Genomic DNA, 16,523 nt, shown 5'->3' with positions numbered 1-16,523 from the left:
ATCCTGAGTAAAACGGTGGATCAATATTGGGCCGTTGGTGGAGATATAAGTGGATCACTTTTCATCCGTCGTTGACACCTACATCGGAAAGAACCTGGACAGCCGCGCCGTAGATGGCATCGACCCGAAAACGGGCAAGCCACGCGTTGACCACGAAACCGGAAAATCAATGGCCGAGAGCGTGGAACGCGCCATCGGCTGGGCGCGCCTTCACCGTGTCCGCCAGTTCCAGTTCTTTGGTATCCCCTCCCGTCAGGTGTGGCGTGAACTCCGCCGCCTTGCCAGCCAGATGGCACGCAACCCGGAAGGCCCGCAACGGCTGAAGGATGACGCAATGGATGCGGTACTCGCTGCCGCTGATGCCGGATGTTTTGCCACCTACATAGAGAAACAGGGCGGCGTACTTGTTCCACGCCAAGACTACCTGATTCGCACCGCCTACGACCTCGCAGATGAGCTGAACGATTACGGCGAACAGAGCGTACAGATTTACGGGATCTGGTCGCCGCTCATCGGGGAGTCTTCCCGCGTATGCACGCATCCGGATAACTGGAAGCTGGTAAGACGCAAACCGGAAGCGGAAGACAGCTCCCACGAAAATGGTTTTGACCTTCAGGGCGGCCCTGCCGCCCCTTGGACTCGTGGCAATAACTGTCCCCGTGTACAGGAAACGGACAACAACGGGACAGAACAGCCGGAAGAACGGCCAGCACCGTGGCCGCAGCTTCCTGACGGCGTTGACGTGAATGAATGGATGCGCTCACTGAAACGGCACGAACGCCGGGCGCTGATGCGTTCGCTGCGTGACAAACAGGCAAAAAACAGCAGTGATGAAATGCAGAACTGGACACAGAGCCGCAAACAGCCACGGCCTTTGCCTGATAACCACGAGTTACTCGCTAAAGAATGGCGGGAGTCTGCTGAATCTCTCGGCCTGCATATCGGTGAACAGCAGATGCAGCACCTGTTACGGGGCGGCAGTCTGTACGTTGACGGCAGCATCATTGCACCGCAGGGATTTGAAATTGTACGCAAACCAGATACCCGCCCGGACAGCCGAATCACGCAACTCTGGCAGCGCCTGAGCCGTAATCACGGCGTAAGCAGCACGGAGATCCGCCATAACCCGGTCGCCAGCTATCTGGAACAGCTGGGGGCATCAGACCCCGAAGCCGCCGCACACCTGGCATCCACACTTCAGCAGGACCAGAACACCATGAAAACCCCCGTTACCGTGCTTTCTGACATGCTGCGCGCCATCCGTGACGCAGAGCACGCACAGAGAATCAGTGAAACCACTGAACGCGCCCACCGCAAAGCAGACCTGCTGCGGGGTAGCCTGACCAGTGGAAACAAAAAACAGACAGAAACGGGACTCACAAATCCCGTAAATGAGCAAAAAACGTGCCGCGATATATGAAGCGCGCACAAAACAGGCAAAAGCGGGATTTAAAAATCCTGTAACCGATTAATTAATCAACATAAGGAAAAGCGACATGAAAATTTGTATCGACGACGGCTCCACCAACATCAAGCTGGCATGGACTGAGAACGGCGAACGCCGCAACGCCATCAGCCCGAACAGCTTCAAGTCGGAATGGTCTGCGCCGTTCGGTGGCACGCAGCCCGCGAACTACATGCTTGATGGCGTGCGCTATGGTTTTGATCCGGTCAGCGATCGCTTTGTCCAGACGACCGACACGCAATACCAGTACAGCGATGTGAATATAATTGCCATTCATCACGCGCTGGTCAAATCAGGCATCACACCACAGGAAGTGGATGTGGTTGTCACCCTGCCACTGAGCGAGTATTTCGATACAAACGCACAGCCGGACATGGCCAACATCAACCGCAAAAAAGCGAACGTCATGCGCCCGGTGGAGTACCAGAACGGCGAAGCATTCACTATCCGTAACGTACGGGTTATGCCTGAATCCATTCCGGCTGGCTTTAAGGCACTGGCTGACATGAGTCCGTTTGAATCCCTGCTGATTGTGGATTTGGGCGGAACCACGCTGGATGTGGCAAAGGTTCAGGGGCAACTGGCAGGTATCAGCCAGGTGTTTTGCGATCCACACGTGGGCGTTTCTCTGATGGCCGATGCCGTACTGTCGGTGATGGCCACTAACGGTATGCGCACCAGTCACCACATCGCCAATACCATTATCGAACATCGCCATGATGAAGCCTGGCTGCGCCAGCACATCCACAATGACGCGCATTACGCCAGCCTGATGGCGGTAATTCGTGAAAAGGAAGAAACACTGAAACAACGCGTGATCCGCGCGCTGGCGGGTTTTTCGGGTTACGGGCGGGTGATGGTTGTCGGTGGAGGGGCGGAGATTGTGGCACCCGCTATCCGCGAAGCCTGCGGAGTTAATGCGACTTTCATCGCGGACGGGGTGCCACAGTTTGCTCTGGTTAATGGGCTGTACGCAATGGACAAGGAGTAAACCAATGACGACTCCAACCAGACGGATAAGTTTCTATCTGAAGCCCACCGCCGTCAAGAACGAAGGAGAAGCATGCGCCTGGCTGGACAGCCTTACACCAGAAGCCCGCAAAAGCGGCCAACGCGTGGCTTTTCTGGCCGGGCTGGCACTTCTGAAAATGAATCCGGCAGAGGCTTATCGACTGGCTGCATGGGCTGGTGATGAAGCATTATCAGTGACACAAACCAGGACAGAACGCCCCGCATCACAGCCAGTATCAACCGCACAGATAACCAGTCAGATGGCCGGAAATATCCGGGCGTTATTTCCTGAATAACACAACATCAGGGCGAGTTCGCCCTGCTCTCCACCTCAGAACATAAACAAGGAGAACGACTTAATGAGCGAAATCAACTATCAGGCATTACGTGAACGTTATTCACCTGTGCCAGTACCGAAATGCCCTATTTGCGGCGAGGAAATGTCAATTCAGCGAATATCTGGAGCACAGGTTGTTTATGCCTGCTCCGGTTATGGTGATGATGGAGATTTCAAAATTGGCCGAACTCTTGCTGACGAACATTATGAAAAATCACGCGTAACAGTGTTGGATGTCGGGGATCCTGAAGTATTGGCGCTACTTGATTGGCTGGAAACCAAAGACAACCGAATCGCTGAACTGGAAAAAATCGCCACTGACTATGCACTTAAATTCCAGAAAGCACAGGACGCATTAAAGCATGCCGCTTTGCTGCATAGCAGGACGGCGCAACAAACAAATAATTTTGCAGTATCGCTTCCGGACATAAGCGAATATTTCATTAATGACGTATTTCAGCCCTTGCGATACGAGCGGGATGTTGAAAGAGCCATCATAAAGGCTGGCGGAAAAGCATTGTGGCAGGAGAAACACGAGGACAGAACGCATCAGTCCTGCGATGTAAATCGTGGATGGTTTAGCTCACTGACGACAGATAAAAATAACACCTGATCCCCCTCAAACCAGGGCGATAATCGCGCATCGCCCTTCTGCACAATAGTGCACAAATTTGCACAATTTTTTTGAACGACTTTTTACCCTTCCGGCCCGCATGGCGGCTGGATCCGTCAAGGATCCGTGCGTGCACAAAAAAACGCGCTTTTTCTGCGCGCAGGTGACGGGGGAACAGCCCGCGTTTCAGGGGGTAAATAGCATTCCCTGAACGATGTCGCAGAGATACAACAGAATGGCCATATTTCTCACGCTGAGCATGAAAAAGACGTGAGAGCTTTTGATTTGATGGGGTGAAAGGTAAGGCCGTCAAAATCGCACTGAGACGGCGAGAACATGCAGTCAACGCGGTGGGATTGCGTAAGAGTCTGACTGTCGATGATGGCAATCAGCAGGAAAGCGTCGTGAAATTATCTGATTGATACAGGAGCTGGAGAGTCGGGGCATAAATTTTTTATGCCCCGGCGAAGCAGCAGACAAGCGAAGCGCGTCAGGATGTGGGCTGGGTGTCTAACAGTGCGTAAGAGTTAAAGCGGATCACCTCTTCGCCAAGCCAGTCATTGATGTGCTTCATGGCCTCCATGACGGGCATCAGCTCGTTAATTGCGTAAACCCGCGCGGCCTTCTCCACATCACCAAACGCACTTTTTTCGCCCGGCATTGCCCCCATCAGTTGCGGCGGAACGCGGTGCGCAGCCAGCACATCATCACGGGATGCCGCCTTAACATTCATGAACTCATCCTTTGCGGTGATCTGCTGGAACGGCAAAATTTGCACCCCCTCTTTGCCCCCGTTGGGCGCATGAATGAGCACGTTTTTAAACGCACCACCACCACGTGCCCCCTGTAGCGTTTCTTTCAGGGAGTCCATGCTTTCGCGGTTTACCTGCGCTGCACCGATGTAGATGATGCACCCGGCGTGGGATCCGTTGTCGTAATACAGTTTTCTGAACATGTCCGCCGAATGAGACAGGCTGGCCGAGAGTAATGCGCCAAGATATTCCGGCATGCCGTAGATTTCCTGGTTAATATCCGGATTCATCAGGTGGCACACTTTGCCAGGGCGAAACTGGAACGCGTCCTTGCCATCCTGCACATACCACCATGATTCAAGATCGCTTCCGCGTCGCATGTATTTCGCCAGGGCGTGCCGTAATTTAAGCGGTTCGCCGAGCATATTGCTTCGAAGCTCAAGGAATGCGTTACCGAACACAAACCAGTCCAGCGCCAGCGCCGAGAAATCCTGCCGGGAAAGCAGCGGGTGCGGGATGTAGCAACCGAGCAATACATTGCGCTTAAAGTAAAGCGCAGACTGATGCCAGGACGTTTGCCGGGCAGCTCTTGCCAGACCGTACCAGTCCACCGGGGTTTCATACCACCGCCCGTTATCAGCACAGTACATATTGTCCAGCAGGTCATGCCCGGTCAGGCGATAAGGACCATCAAATGTGAATGCACTGAGCGATGATTCTTTCCTGAGCGCATCAGCGAGATCAATGCGTGAACTCATGCGCACTTTTTTATTTTTTCTGCTCATCAGAACTCCATAACCGTGAAACGCTCGTTTTCTCCTTCGCCGCCAATCGGTTCGTTAATGACAGCAAGCATGGTTGCCCACGCAAGGTCGCCGTGGCTGATCCCCCTCGCTCGGTCCGTTTCGTAAGTGATAAAGCCGCCCGGTGTTTTCACCTTACGCACGGCGTTAAAGGCCGCGACCAGCTCGCGTTCGGCGCGATCGTATTCCCACCGCCCGGCACGCATTATTTGCAGCATTTTCAGTACCAGCGACCGTTTTGATGACAGCGTGAAGGTGTACGGAATAGCGGCAGGGAAAAACCGTTTCACTATCTGATAAACAGCCTCCCCGTTCCCGCCCGTCACATCAATGCCGATGTGTTCCACGTTGTAGCGACACGTGAACTCTTCAATGACTCTGGCCTGTTCTTCAAACTCCAGCCCCTGAACGCGTCGCGTCTCCACCGTTCGAAAACGGCCACCAGGAACAGACGGAGGAACCACCACGGACACAGCGCCGCTGTCGCCGTTGCCACTGCTGCCGTTTGCGTCATACCCAATCCATACCGGACGATTCCCCATCGGGCGGGGAGCAAAAGGTTTCCAGTCTTTCCAGTCGTCGTATCCGTCAACGCCGCAGCCAATCAGGATATTCAGGTTAAATGCCGATTCCCCTTCGCGGACAAACTCACACATATAGAGATTGAGGAACTCGTCTTCGGTGTTTTCATCACGAATTTCGTCGATATCGGTGTGTTTCCAGCCGTGATTAACCACATCTTCCAGCGTGACAATTTGCCGCCACGTCCGGTCAGGGCAGATAAGCCCGTTATGCAGCGTTTTCCAGTCCACAGAAAAACGCTGGCGTTTATGCGAGGCCTTTTTCTCGTTCCAGCGGTCGCCGTTCCAGTAGGCGTATGCCTCGTGCGTTTCGGTGGATGGCGTGGAGAAGTAGGTGCGCCGCAGTCCGCTGAGGGTTGCCATAGCGCCAGCCACCTTGCGCAGTTCAGCAAAGCGACTGACCCAGAAAAATTCATCAAAATAAAAATTGCCCGTATAGGACTGTGCCGACGCAGCAGAAGTGCCGAGAAAATGCAGCTCTGCGCCGTTGGAGAGGATGATTTTATCGCCCCCTTTCAGCTCCACATCAACTTCAGCCGCGGCCTTCTGAATAATGCTTTTAAACTGGAACGCCTGACGACGCGACGCAGACAAAAAAATCTGGTTACGCTGGTAAGGTTGCGCCACATCGTCACGCAGCGCCATCAGCAGCGCTTCCTGTGCAAAATACCAGGTCGCCCCAATCTGTCGGGATTTCAGGATCATCCTGTTACGTATCCCGGCTTCCCTGCAAAGGGTCAGGGAGTCAAACCAGCCCCGCTGATGCCACTCCAGCCTGCTGATGATTTTTTCCCGCAGTGCGGCAATCTGTTCCGGCGTGAAATGATTTTTGAGTTTTTTCGCCCGGCCTTTCTTTCCTGTGACCGTCGCATCCGGCTGGCCATCATGCAGTTTTTTAAGCTGCCGGGTCAGCAGGTCTATTTCCTTAAAGTCACCACCTGTTTTATTCTGTTTTTCAGTAAGCTGGATGAGGCGCGCATCGATGGACTGCGTGACACGCTGCACGGGTGGCGTTTCATCCCACTGGTCACGTTTTTTCCACGCATAAATCGTGTTCGGGTTTATTCCCATCAGACGTGATATTTCTGCGGGCGGATAACCCTGCCAGTAAAGTTGCCGCGCACGCTGGCGCACAAAAGCGTCCTGAATCATTGCTCCCCCTGAGTAATTACAGGAAGATTACCCGCGCGCGAAACTGTTCTCCTTAACCCCCTGTTCTGGCCGTTTTCTTACAACAAAAGCCCTTTGTATCAGCCTGTTACGCTTTGCCATCATGACTGAAGAACCAGTCAGAGGGGCAAAAACTATGGCTAATGAAAAAAAGACATCCCGCAAAAAGTTTCGCGTGGCTGTCTCCGGATCAACTGTTGATGGCCGTGAAATCAGTCCGGTGCATCTGCGTGAAGCCGCCGAGAACTTCAACCCGGATGTTTACGCTGCCCGCGTGAACGTTGAGCACTATCTCTCGCCATGCCCGTCAAGCGAATTTTCCGCAATGGGCGATGTCACCGCACTGAGTACGGAAGACATTACGGAAGGTCCGCTGGCCGGACGTACTGCGCTGTATGCAGAAATCGAACCGACCGAGCGCATGAAGCAGCTTGTCGCGGACGGCAAGAAAATCTATTCCAGTATCGAACTGCACCCGCAGTTCTCCGTTAACGGGCGCGCCTATCTGGTCGGGCTGGCGATGACCGACACCCCGGCAAGCCTGGGCACTGAGCGCCTGAAATTCACGGCACAGCAACGTCAGGCGGTGATGACGTTCAACAGTATCCAGGGTGAAGCGCCGCTTATCTCCGAAGCCATCGAGTCTGAAATCATCGAAATGGCAGAACAACGCCAGGAAGAAGGCACCCAGTGGTTTAACCGCGTAATGGGGATTATTGGCCGTGGCCGCAAAGCGGATGACGCCAGTTTCTCCCGCATTCAGGAAGCGGTGGAAGGCGTCGCAACGTCACAGGCCGACATTATCGACCGTTTTAATGCACTGGAAACCCGCCATCAGCAGGACAGCCAGAAAATCACTTCACTGACCACAGAGCTGGCAGCACTGAAGGAAAAACTGAGCACGCAGGACGGCGATCCGCAGAACCGGTTCACCGCAACGGGCGCAGCCTCCGACCAGCTGGCTGACTTCTGATAAGACAAAGGAGCAAATTTTTTATGAATCTGGTGATGTCAGATATTACCCGCAACAAGCTGGGTTGCTATATGGCGCAGCAGGCGTCGCTTAACAATATCCCGGTTTCCGCACTGGTATCGCGATTTACCGTGGAACCCTCGGTACAGCAGCGTTTTGAAAACGCCTCAAAGGAAAGCACCGAATTTACAAAAAGAATTAACGTGATCGGCGTGACCGACCAGAAAGGCGAAAAAATCCTCCCGGACACCACCGGGCCAATTGCACGCACGAATACCAGTTATGACGGCACAAAACGCCGTAACCCGAATAACGTGGTTGATCTGAAAAACCGCAAATACCAGTGCGAACAGGTGAACTACGACACGTTTATTTCGTATCCGCAGCTTGATGCCTGGTCGGCACACCCTGATTTTCAGTCCCGCATCAGCGCACAGATTGCCCGACAGGTGGCGCTTGACCGCATCATGATCGGTTTCAACGGCACGTCTCACGCGGATGAGTCCAACTTCAGCACCAACAAGCTGCTTCAGGACGTTAACGTGGGATGGCTGGAGCACATCAGAACCGACGCCAGCGAACGCGTTATGAATGACGTGACGCTGACCTCCCGCAACATGGACAACACCGTGGCGCACGCGGGTAAGTATGCGAACGCTGATGCACTGGTACAGGACGCGCGTTCATCCCTGCTGGATGAATGGCACAAGGAAGCTGACGACCTCGTGGTGATTATGGGGCGCAATCTGTTTAACTCGCTGCGTCTGCCCGTGCTGAACAGCATCAGCGGCCAGAATCCCAATGCGGAATTACTTGCCGGGCAGCTCATCCTGTCATCGCGCACCATTGGCGGGCTGGGCGTGTTCCTTGCGCCGTTCTTCCCGGATGCAACGATGCTGATCACCTCGTTCAACAACCTGTCGATTTACTGGCAGAAAGGTTCAATGCGTCGCCTGATGAAAGACGAGCCGGAATACAACCGCATCGCCACCTACCAGTCCATCAATGACGCTTATGTCGTTGAAGACTATGGCAAGTGCGCGATGGTCACTGGCCTGAAGTTCGCCGACAGCTAATCAACTCACGGCGGGCATCATGCCCGCCAGTAACGGAGAGAACAAATGATTACTCCTGCACAGCAACACTGGCAGAACGTGATGGCACAGCGCGCAGGCCGGGCGAATGAAGGCGTGGACCACGCCGCGCGTACCGCGCATGAAGAGGTGCTGTATCGTCTGCGTCTGGCACAGGCCCGGCTTAAGGGCGTACAGGCCAGAAGCGCGAAAGCCGCCATCAAAAAAGAGTTGTTGCCGGATTTTTCCGGCTGGATTGAGGGAACGCTGGAGGCTGACGGCGGGCAGCAGGATGAAGTGATTGCCACGCTGATGGTGTGGGCGATTGACTGTGGCGATCTTCCGCTTGCGCTGCGTATCGGCGCGTATGTGGTCCGTCACAACCTCATCATGCCGGATAACTTTGGCCGTACTGCTGCCACGGTACTGACCGAAGAAATCTGTAATCCGGTACTGACGCAGGCCGGGACGGATGCCGACGCGGATTTGTCCGCCTTTATCGAACCACTGGACACACTTTGGGAAATTGTCGCCAACCAGGATATGCCGGACGAAGTGCGCGCCAAATTATGCAAAGCGTGCGCCTTTGTCCGCCGTGGCCTGAGTGATGCGGACAGCATGGCCCTGTCACTGAAGCTGCTGCGCGAAGCAATGCACCTGAACCCGAACGCAGGTGTGAAACGCGAGATTGCAACCCTTTCCCGCGCCCTGAAAAAAGCCGATTCCGCAGCCGCACCAGAAGACGCCAGCACACCGCAGGCGCAGGACGAAAGCAGCAAAAGTAAAAAGACAACGCGGAAGCCTGCAACACGAAAAACCACCGCGACGCAGAAGGCGAAGCGCGGTTAACGACTGACCCCGTCAGCGGGCGGCGTGCGCGGTGTTCCGGTTTGACTCCGTGACCGTTTACACCGCGCACCCACCGCCCGATTTTTTCAGGAGTGAACCCCATGAGTATGGTTGCCAGAACCAACCCCGGACCCGCAGAGGACGACATCACCGATACCGATGATGGTGATACCCGTATTTCAGCGGGTGCATTCTGGCCGGATATTGTGCTGCGTGAACTGCGTCTGGCGGTACGACTGCCGGGCCGTGTGACCACCTCCCGCCTGCTGCATACCGCCACCGGGGCCGTGGCACACGTTACCCGCGAGCTGGAAGCGTGGCAGAAGGAACAGCAGGCGGCTGGCCATCAGACGCTGGCCGATGTTCCGGCACCCGTAATTAACGGAGAAAGCGTCAATCTCTGGCACTGGCGCAATGCCGTTTATACCGCCACACGCGCCCTGATTCTGGAGCGTTACCGCGATGCGGACACAACGGATAAGGGCGACCGCCGGGCGGACGCACTGGATATACAGACATCGGATTTGTGGCGCGATGTGAGCTGGGCCATCTCTGACATTCTGCGCCGCCCGCGAATTTTTGCGGAGCTGTGCTGATGAAAGTGAAGGCACTGGAAGGCGACACCGTGGATTCGCTCTGTTTCCGGTACTACGGCACGACGCAGGGCGTCACCGAAAAGGTGCTGGATGCCAACCCCGGACTCTGTCAGCAGGTATTTCTGGACGCCGGGCAGGACGTGGAGATGCCGGAGCCGGAGAAGAAGAAACGAGAAATGATTCAGTTGTGGGGGGAGTAGCAGTGAGCACCATTCAAACAGGGATCACAGAGCAGGTTATTGCGTGGCTCTTTGACCACCTGCCAACGGTGTATGCAGTAGGCGCGGCAGTCAGCATTTCCGCGCTGATGAGTCTTTATGACGGACGAACACTGGTTCAGACCGTAACGGGATCGCTGGCGTGCGGCGTTCTTGCCATGGCCGTGGCCGGGTCGTTGCGCTTCTTCGGGTTTCCTGAAGATGCCGTGACGTTTATCGGCGCATCAATCGGTTTTATGGGCGCAGAGAAAGCACGCGACAAGGTTATTGCGGCCTTTAATCGCAGGGTGAAGGAGAAGGACGAATGAGCAACACATTTAAATTCAGCAGCCGGAGCGAAAAGAATTTGCAGGGCGTAAATCCTGATCTGGTGAAAGTGACCCGACGGGCACTGGAAATCTCGGAAGTGGATTTTGGTATCACCGAAGGGTTGCGCAGCCGTTACCGCCAGAAGCAACTGGTGGCCACGGGTAAGAGCCAGACCATGAACAGCCGCCACCTTACGGGGCATGCCGTGGATGTTGTGGCTTATATCGGCAGCCAGGTGTCATGGGAATGGCCGCTGTACGAAAAAATCGCAGCAGCATTCAGACAGGCCAGCCAGGAACTGAATATTCCGGTGGAATGGGGCGGCGACTGGAAGACCCTGAAAGACGGACCGCATTTTCAGTTACCACACGGAGCCTATCCGGCATGAAGCTCTGGCCCACGCTTGGCGTCGCTTTCCTTCTGACTGCCGGATGGGGAACATCCATGCGTCTGTCGTGGTCGCTGGGCCGGGAGAACGCCAGAAACGAAGCGCAGGCCAGCACCCTGAAAAGTACCGCCGACACCCTGAATATCATCAGCGCCGGGGTACAGGATATGCAGCAGGTGCTGGCGCAACTCCGCGTGGAAAATCAGCAACGCAATCAGGACGGAGAGGTAAGACGTGAACAGCTACGCAACGATATTGCAAAAGATGAATGCGCCCACGCTTTGCCTGACGCTCGTTTTACTGACAGGCTGCGCAGGCACGCAGAACGCGCTACGGCCAGCGCCGTCAGTCCGGCTTATACCGCAGACGCTGACCATACCGGTAACGCCTCCCCCCTTCCCTGATACTCCCACATGGGGAAATCTCGGTATATGGGGCGACCGCCTTCTGGATGCACTGGAAACCTGTAACGCGGATAAACGGGCCATTGAATTACTGGAACAGCGCAGGCTGCAACGACTGAACAACGAGGATAACAACCATGCTGAAAACTGATTCCCTGCGTGAAGCCATGACCCGTTCATGCCGATGGTGTCAGGCCAACCCGGAAAAATTCACCATTTTCGTGGAGAGCGGCAACATTGAAACGACCGGAGAAACCCCATCGTTTGTTTACCGCTATCAGATGGTGATGTTTGTCATGGATTACGCCGGGGAGCTGGATGACCTCACGCTGCCGCTGCTGGCGTGGTTATCCCAAAATCAGCCACAGTTGTTGCTCAACCCTGAGCGTAATCAGGACATCAAATTCTCCGCCGTTATCAATGACGATGACAGCGCCGATCTCCTGTTTACGCTCCCCTTGCGGGAACGCGTTCGCATCACGCGCAGCAGTCAGGGCACACCGCAGGCAGAACACCTGCCGGAGCCAAAACCCCGCCTGCCATCTTCCGAAGGCGACTGGTCGCATGTATTCCAGGATGTGACGTGGGGTGAAAGCGATGGATAAGGCATTCACCCGCGTGGATGAAACCTTTGAGGCCATCCGCGACAGCCTGAATCAGCAGGCCATCAATAACATCGCCAGAAAGCTGGCACAGGATTTACGTCGCGCCCAGCAGGCACGTATCCGGTCACAGAAAGCGCCGGACGGGACCGCATGGACACCACGCAGACGCCGCGTAACCCGGATACAGGAACGCATTCGCTTTATCTGGAATAACGAAGCACGCACGCTGAAAAACTGGCATCACGACACGGGGAAATACGGGCGAACCATCACCGGGTGGGATGAGGATAAAAACAACATCCGCACGTTTTACCGGGATGACATCGACCGCTTTCTGGAAATACGCACCCGGCGCATCAACCAGGACAGCACAAAGCGCGTCCCCATGTTCGTAAAACTGCGCACCGCCCGCTACCTGAAAGCCCGTGCGGATACTTCCGGTGTGACGGTGGGTTACAGCGGCGTGGCTGCACGTATTGCACGCGTTCATCAGTTCGGTGAGCGCGATCAGGTTGCGCCGGGCATTTTCACCGATTACCCGGTACGTGAGCTGTTGGGCATCAGTCAGGCAGATGAACGCCTGATTTATAACACGGTGCTGGGCCGGATTGCGGAGGCTGTACGGTGAGCGCAGAACTCATGCGACTGCTGAGCAATATCATCCGCACCGGGATCATCTCTGAAGTTGATGAGAAGTCCTGGCGCGTGCGCGTTCGCAGCGGCGAACTGGAGACAGGCTGGTTGCGCTGGAACACCACGCGCGCGGGAGCCTTCAATGTGTGGCTGCCGCCATCACCAGGCGAACAGGTGGTAATTGCCTGCATTGGCGGCAACCCGGAAACCGCCATGATAATTGGCAGCCTGTGGAGTGATGCCAATCCGGCCCCCGGCAAAAGCCTGAAAGAAATCGTGATCAGCGCGCCGGACGGCGCGGTGTTCCGCTACGACGCGGACGCAGGCGCACTGAGCGCCAGCGGCATGAAAACGGCCACTTTACAGGCATCCGTCAGCGTGACACTGGACACGCCCGTCGTGGAATGCACAAACCTTCTGAGAACGGCGACGCTTTACGTCACAAAAGGGGGAAAGATGAGCGGCAATATCACGCACAGCGGCGGCGATTTCACCTCAAACGGCATCACAGTGCATACGCATAAACACGGTGGCGTGAAAGGTGGCAGCGATTCGACAGGAGGCCCGCAGTGACAACCCGCTACACAGGAATGAACCCGGACGGAACGGGAAACCTGAACGATATGGAGCACCTGAAACAGTCAGTCAGGGACATCCTGACCACCCCACTGGCAAGCCGGGTTATGCGACGGGAATATGGCAGCCTTGTGCCTGATTTGATTGACGAACCCATGAATAACACCACGCGTCTGCAATGCATGAGTGCTGCCGTGATTGCGCTGACACGATGGGAACCCCGCATTGCCCTGGATGCCATCGACGTTGTCTGGAAAGCGGGAGGCCGCGCCGGGGTGACGCTGTCGGGCACTGTCATGCAGACCATGCAGAATGTTGAATTAACCATCACGCTGAGGGAGTAAATCATGCCCGCCGTTGACCTTTCACAGTTACCGGACCCCGCCATCATCGCGGAGCCTGACTTTGAGGCAATTCTGGCTGACACAAAGGCCATGATGATTGCGGCTTATCCCGCCGAACAGCGTGAAGCCGTTTCCGCCGCGCTGGAGCTGGAATCGGAACCCCTTAACGTTATCGCTCAAACCATGTCGTTTCGTGAAATGCTGTTACGCCAGCGGGTTAACGAGGGGGCACGCGCCTGCATGTTAAGCCACAGCGCCGGGACAGACCTGGACAACCTCGCGGGCAATATGAACACAAAACGCCTGGTTATCACTCCGGCAACGGATACCACCGACGCGGTGATGGAGAGCGACACCTCGCTGAGACTGCGGGCGCAGCGGGCGTACGACGGCCTAAGTGTTGCTGGCCCGTCAGGTGCATACGAGTATTTTGCACGCAGCGCCAGCGGTCTGGTGCGTGATGCGCGGGCTATCAGTCCGTCTCCGGCAAATGTGACGGTTTCCATTCTGTCCACTGAAGGCGACGGCACAGCAACGGAGGCGTTGCTTAATACCGTTCGCGCCGTTCTGAATGCAGAGGACACCCGCCCGGTGGCCGACCGCCTGACCGTACAGAGCGCCAGAATCGTGACATGGCGGCTGAATGCAAAACTGTACTTTTACCCCGGCCCGGAATCCGAACCTATTCTGGCTGCGGCGGAATCGTCGTTCAGGAAGTGGCTGGCTGAGCAGGGGCTTATCGGTCAGGACGTGGCGTTGTCCGCCATTGCTGCCGCACTGCATGTGCACGGTGTGCAACGCGTGGAGATAATCGAACCCACACAGAATATGGCCATCAGCGACATACAGGCGGCGCGCTGTGAGTCATTCACCATCAGCGAAGGTGGGCGTAATGAGTAATTCACTGTTACCGCCATCAGCCAGCAGTTTCATGCGTTGCGCCGAAGCTGTCGGAGCGCGCATTACAGACATCCCGGTAGACCTCAACACGCTGTGGTCACCGGACACCTGCCCGGTGCATCTGCTGCCTTATCTCGCCTGGGCATTTTCCGTTGACCGCTGGGATCGCAACTGGCCGGAAGAGACAAAGCGACAGGTTATTCGTGATGCATGGCTGATACACCGACACAAGGGAACCATCAGCGCACTGCGCCGGGCCATTGAGCCGCTGGGATACCTCATTCGCGTGTCTGAGTGGTGGGAATTCGGCGGAGAACCGGGAACATTTACCGTTGAAGTCGGCACGCTGGACAGTGGCGTGACGGAGGAAATGTATCTGGAAATGGAGCGGTTGATTGCTGATGCCCGCCCGGTCAGCCGCCACATGACAGGGCTGAATATCATTCAGGAAATTCCGGGGGATATTTTCGCAGCGGCGGCAACTTATGACGGTGAAGTTATTACCATTTATCCAGGCGATTAAGCATGAGTACCACAACACGAAAATTTAAAACCGTTATCACCGATACGGGTGCAAAAAAATTAGCGCAGGCAGCCGCACCAGATGGTAAACCTGTCCGCCTGACACATATGGCCGTGGGTGACGGCGGCGGTACTTTACCCACGCCAGACAGTAAGCAGACCCGTCTTGTGCATGAGGTGTGGCGACATACTGTTAATCGCGTCTTCCTGGACGCAACACATCAGAACCGCATTATTGCGGAGCTGGTTATTCCTCCTGAAACGGGCGGATTCTGGATCAGGGAAATTGGTGTGTTTGATGAGCACGGCGATTTAATCGCGGTGGGCAATACTGCCGAAAGTTACAAGCCTACCGTTGCCGAAGGGTCAGGACGTGCACAAACATTTCGCACCATTCTGACCGTATCCAGCACTGCCACTGTGGCACTTACCGTGGATAACACCATGGTGATGGCCACCATGGATTACGTGGATGACAAACTGAAAGAGCATGAACAGTCACGACGTCACCCGGACGCCTCACTGACCGCAAGAGGCTTTGTTCAACTCAGTAGCGACACTAACAGCGTGTCTGAAACACAGGCTGCAACACCAAAGGCGGTAAAGGCAGCATATGACCTTGCTAACGGGAAATATACTGCGCAGGACGCCACCACAGCGCGGAAAGGCCTTGTCCAGCTCAGTAGCGCCACCAACAGCGATTCAGAAACGCTGGCGGCAACACCAAAGGCGGTAAAGGCAGCATATGACCTTGCTAACGGGAAATATACTGCGCAGGATGCCACCACAGCGCGAAAAGGCCTTGTCCAGCTCAGTAGCGCCACCAACAGCACGTCTGAAGCTCTGGCCGCAACACCGAAAGCGGTAAAGACAGCATATGACCTTGCTAACGGGAAATATACCGCTCAAGACGCTACGACAGCACAAAAAGGGATTGTCCAGCTAAGCAGCGCGACTAACAGCACATCTGAAACGCTTGCCGCGACACCGAAAGCAGTGAAAGCAGCTAATGACAATGCGAATGGTCGGGTACCTTCTGCCCGTAAGGTGAATGGTAAGGCGCTTTCAGCGGATATAACACTGACGCCGAAAGATATTGGTACGCTTAACTCAACAACTATGTCATTCAGCGGTGGTGCTGGTTGGTTCAAATTAGCAACGGTAACCATGCCGCAGGCGAGTTCTGTTGTTTCAATTACGTTGATTGGTGGCGCGGGATTTAACGTGGGGTCACCTCAACAGGCAGGTATATCTGAACTTGTTTTGCGTGCAGGTAATGATAATCCGAAGGGGATTACTGGTGCTTTATGGCAGCGCACATCGGCAGGGTTTACAAATTTTGCCTGGGTCAATACATCTGGTGATACTTACGATATTTACGTTGCAATCGGAAATTATGCG

21 protein-coding genes and 1 pseudogene are annotated in these 16,523 nt (G+C 55.2%); 20 read left to right on the top strand and 2 right to left on the bottom strand.

All coding sequences use genetic code 11. From position 1 onward, the window contains the following. Positions 1-61: 61 nt before the first annotated feature. From ATB02_RS24365 to ATB02_RS24350, 4 genes and pseudogenes are all read left to right on the top strand, one after another. Positions 62-1,420 (top strand): annotated as a pseudogene (locus ATB02_RS24365) (replication endonuclease); the annotation flags it as partial. Positions 1,421-1,496: 76 nt separating this feature from the next. Then, complete coding sequence (locus ATB02_RS24360) at positions 1,497-2,456, top strand: plasmid segregation protein ParM (protein ID WP_000686499.1); 960 nt, start codon at positions 1,497-1,499, stop codon at positions 2,454-2,456. A 4-nt stretch (positions 2,457-2,460) separates the two neighbouring features. Next, a complete protein-coding gene (locus tag ATB02_RS24355; protein ID WP_000211289.1) occupies positions 2,461-2,772 on the top strand; it encodes a plasmid partitioning/stability family protein in 312 nt (103 codons plus the stop codon). A 63-nt stretch (positions 2,773-2,835) separates the two neighbouring features. Further along, positions 2,836-3,426, top strand: a complete 591-nt coding sequence (locus tag ATB02_RS24350) for an ead/Ea22-like family protein (RefSeq protein ID WP_001289967.1) — start codon at positions 2,836-2,838, stop codon at positions 3,424-3,426. A 490-nt stretch (positions 3,427-3,916) separates the two neighbouring features. Here the strand turns inward: ATB02_RS24350 and ATB02_RS24345 are convergent, their stop codons facing one another. Continuing rightward, entirely contained in the window at positions 3,917-4,963 is a 1,047-nt protein-coding gene (locus ATB02_RS24345) for a phage portal protein (RefSeq protein ID WP_047084247.1), read from the bottom strand. After that, positions 4,963-6,714: a terminase large subunit domain-containing protein gene (locus ATB02_RS24340; RefSeq protein WP_105272349.1), complete on the bottom strand. Its 1,752-nt coding sequence runs from the start codon at positions 6,712-6,714 to the stop codon at positions 4,963-4,965. Before ATB02_RS24340 ends, ATB02_RS24345 begins: the two co-directional genes overlap by 1 nt. 154 nt (positions 6,715-6,868) lie before the next feature. Here ATB02_RS24340 and ATB02_RS24335 point away from each other — a divergent pair, with 154 nt between their 5' ends. From ATB02_RS24335 to ATB02_RS24260, 16 genes are all read left to right on the top strand, one after another. Next, positions 6,869-7,705, top strand: coding sequence for a GPO family capsid scaffolding protein (locus ATB02_RS24335; protein ID WP_047084246.1), 837 nt, complete (start codon positions 6,869-6,871; stop codon positions 7,703-7,705). Positions 7,706-7,728: 23 nt separating this feature from the next. Then, positions 7,729-8,781: a phage major capsid protein, P2 family gene (locus tag ATB02_RS24330; RefSeq protein ID WP_057780952.1), complete on the top strand. Its 1,053-nt coding sequence runs from the start codon at positions 7,729-7,731 to the stop codon at positions 8,779-8,781. A 45-nt stretch (positions 8,782-8,826) separates the two neighbouring features. Next, positions 8,827-9,627, top strand: a complete 801-nt coding sequence (gpM, locus tag ATB02_RS24325; RefSeq protein WP_021520800.1) for a phage terminase small subunit — start codon at positions 8,827-8,829, stop codon at positions 9,625-9,627. Positions 9,628-9,728: 101 nt separating this feature from the next. Further along, complete coding sequence (locus ATB02_RS24320) at positions 9,729-10,223, top strand: head completion/stabilization protein (protein WP_105272348.1); 495 nt, start codon at positions 9,729-9,731, stop codon at positions 10,221-10,223. Continuing rightward, on the top strand, positions 10,223-10,423 hold the full coding sequence (locus ATB02_RS24315; RefSeq protein ID WP_000864897.1) for a tail protein X: 201 nt from the start codon (positions 10,223-10,225) through the stop codon (positions 10,421-10,423). Before ATB02_RS24320 ends, ATB02_RS24315 begins: the two co-directional genes overlap by 1 nt. A 2-nt stretch (positions 10,424-10,425) precedes the next feature. After that, positions 10,426-10,749: a phage holin family protein gene (locus ATB02_RS24310; RefSeq protein ID WP_000104350.1), complete on the top strand. Its 324-nt coding sequence runs from the start codon at positions 10,426-10,428 to the stop codon at positions 10,747-10,749. After that, entirely contained in the window at positions 10,746-11,138 is a 393-nt protein-coding gene (locus tag ATB02_RS24305) for a M15 family metallopeptidase (RefSeq protein WP_000072324.1), read from the top strand. Before ATB02_RS24310 ends, ATB02_RS24305 begins: the two co-directional genes overlap by 4 nt. Then, a complete protein-coding gene (locus tag ATB02_RS24300) occupies positions 11,135-11,542 on the top strand; it encodes a DUF2570 domain-containing protein (RefSeq protein WP_001437610.1) in 408 nt (135 codons plus the stop codon). Before ATB02_RS24305 ends, ATB02_RS24300 begins: the two co-directional genes overlap by 4 nt. After that, a complete protein-coding gene (gene lysC / locus ATB02_RS27140; protein WP_421018933.1) occupies positions 11,424-11,693 on the top strand; it encodes an Rz1-like lysis system protein LysC in 270 nt (89 codons plus the stop codon). Before ATB02_RS24300 ends, lysC begins: the two co-directional genes overlap by 119 nt. Continuing rightward, positions 11,680-12,147, top strand: a complete 468-nt coding sequence (locus ATB02_RS24290; protein WP_000920602.1) for a phage tail protein — start codon at positions 11,680-11,682, stop codon at positions 12,145-12,147. Before lysC ends, ATB02_RS24290 begins: the two co-directional genes overlap by 14 nt. Next, positions 12,140-12,775: a phage virion morphogenesis protein gene (locus tag ATB02_RS24285; RefSeq protein WP_000356347.1), complete on the top strand. Its 636-nt coding sequence runs from the start codon at positions 12,140-12,142 to the stop codon at positions 12,773-12,775. The genes ATB02_RS24290 and ATB02_RS24285 overlap by 8 nt, the downstream gene beginning before the upstream one ends. Positions 12,776-12,786: 11 nt before the next feature. Beyond that, positions 12,787-13,353, top strand: coding sequence for a phage baseplate assembly protein V (locus ATB02_RS24280; protein WP_198600595.1), 567 nt, complete (start codon positions 12,787-12,789; stop codon positions 13,351-13,353). Then, positions 13,350-13,700: a GPW/gp25 family protein gene (locus ATB02_RS24275; RefSeq protein ID WP_000213447.1), complete on the top strand. Its 351-nt coding sequence runs from the start codon at positions 13,350-13,352 to the stop codon at positions 13,698-13,700. The genes ATB02_RS24280 and ATB02_RS24275 overlap by 4 nt, the downstream gene beginning before the upstream one ends. A gap of 3 nt (positions 13,701-13,703) precedes the next feature. Further along, positions 13,704-14,600: a baseplate assembly protein gene (locus ATB02_RS24270; RefSeq protein WP_001111925.1), complete on the top strand. Its 897-nt coding sequence runs from the start codon at positions 13,704-13,706 to the stop codon at positions 14,598-14,600. Continuing rightward, positions 14,593-15,123: a phage tail protein I gene (locus ATB02_RS24265; protein ID WP_021293091.1), complete on the top strand. Its 531-nt coding sequence runs from the start codon at positions 14,593-14,595 to the stop codon at positions 15,121-15,123. The genes ATB02_RS24270 and ATB02_RS24265 overlap by 8 nt, the downstream gene beginning before the upstream one ends. A gap of 2 nt (positions 15,124-15,125) precedes the next feature. After that, on the top strand, positions 15,126-16,523 hold a 1,398-nt coding region (locus ATB02_RS24260; protein ID WP_105272346.1), incomplete at its 3' end, for a tail fiber protein.

The organism is Escherichia sp. MOD1-EC5189 (assembly GCF_002966045.1).
Lineage (GTDB): Bacteria > Pseudomonadota > Gammaproteobacteria > Enterobacterales > Enterobacteriaceae > Escherichia > Escherichia coli_F.
The sequence above is the reverse complement of the archived record's forward strand: the minus strand, read 5'-3'. Positions and strand labels throughout refer to the sequence as shown.

Coding starts and splice junctions, on each gene's coding strand:
- ATB02_RS24360 (WP_000686499.1), top strand. CDS start 1,497: ATGAAAATTTGTATCGACGACGGCTCCACCAACATCAAGCTGGCATGG.
- ATB02_RS24355 (WP_000211289.1), top strand. CDS start 2,461: ATGACGACTCCAACCAGACGGATAAGTTTCTATCTGAAGCCCACCGCC.
- ATB02_RS24350 (WP_001289967.1), top strand. CDS start 2,836: ATGAGCGAAATCAACTATCAGGCATTACGTGAACGTTATTCACCTGTG.
- ATB02_RS24345 (WP_047084247.1), bottom strand. CDS start 4,963: ATGAGCAGAAAAAATAAAAAAGTGCGCATGAGTTCACGCATTGATCTC.
- ATB02_RS24340 (WP_105272349.1), bottom strand. CDS start 6,714: ATGATTCAGGACGCTTTTGTGCGCCAGCGTGCGCGGCAACTTTACTGG.
- ATB02_RS24335 (WP_047084246.1), top strand. CDS start 6,869: ATGGCTAATGAAAAAAAGACATCCCGCAAAAAGTTTCGCGTGGCTGTC.
- ATB02_RS24330 (WP_057780952.1), top strand. CDS start 7,729: ATGAATCTGGTGATGTCAGATATTACCCGCAACAAGCTGGGTTGCTAT.
- gpM (WP_021520800.1), top strand. CDS start 8,827: ATGATTACTCCTGCACAGCAACACTGGCAGAACGTGATGGCACAGCGC.
- ATB02_RS24320 (WP_105272348.1), top strand. CDS start 9,729: ATGAGTATGGTTGCCAGAACCAACCCCGGACCCGCAGAGGACGACATC.
- ATB02_RS24315 (WP_000864897.1), top strand. CDS start 10,223: ATGAAAGTGAAGGCACTGGAAGGCGACACCGTGGATTCGCTCTGTTTC.
- ATB02_RS24305 (WP_000072324.1), top strand. CDS start 10,746: ATGAGCAACACATTTAAATTCAGCAGCCGGAGCGAAAAGAATTTGCAG.
- ATB02_RS24300 (WP_001437610.1), top strand. CDS start 11,135: ATGAAGCTCTGGCCCACGCTTGGCGTCGCTTTCCTTCTGACTGCCGGA.
- ATB02_RS24290 (WP_000920602.1), top strand. CDS start 11,680: ATGCTGAAAACTGATTCCCTGCGTGAAGCCATGACCCGTTCATGCCGA.
- ATB02_RS24285 (WP_000356347.1), top strand. CDS start 12,140: ATGGATAAGGCATTCACCCGCGTGGATGAAACCTTTGAGGCCATCCGC.
- ATB02_RS24280 (WP_198600595.1), top strand. CDS start 12,787: ATGCGACTGCTGAGCAATATCATCCGCACCGGGATCATCTCTGAAGTT.
- ATB02_RS24270 (WP_001111925.1), top strand. CDS start 13,704: ATGCCCGCCGTTGACCTTTCACAGTTACCGGACCCCGCCATCATCGCG.
- ATB02_RS24265 (WP_021293091.1), top strand. CDS start 14,593: ATGAGTAATTCACTGTTACCGCCATCAGCCAGCAGTTTCATGCGTTGC.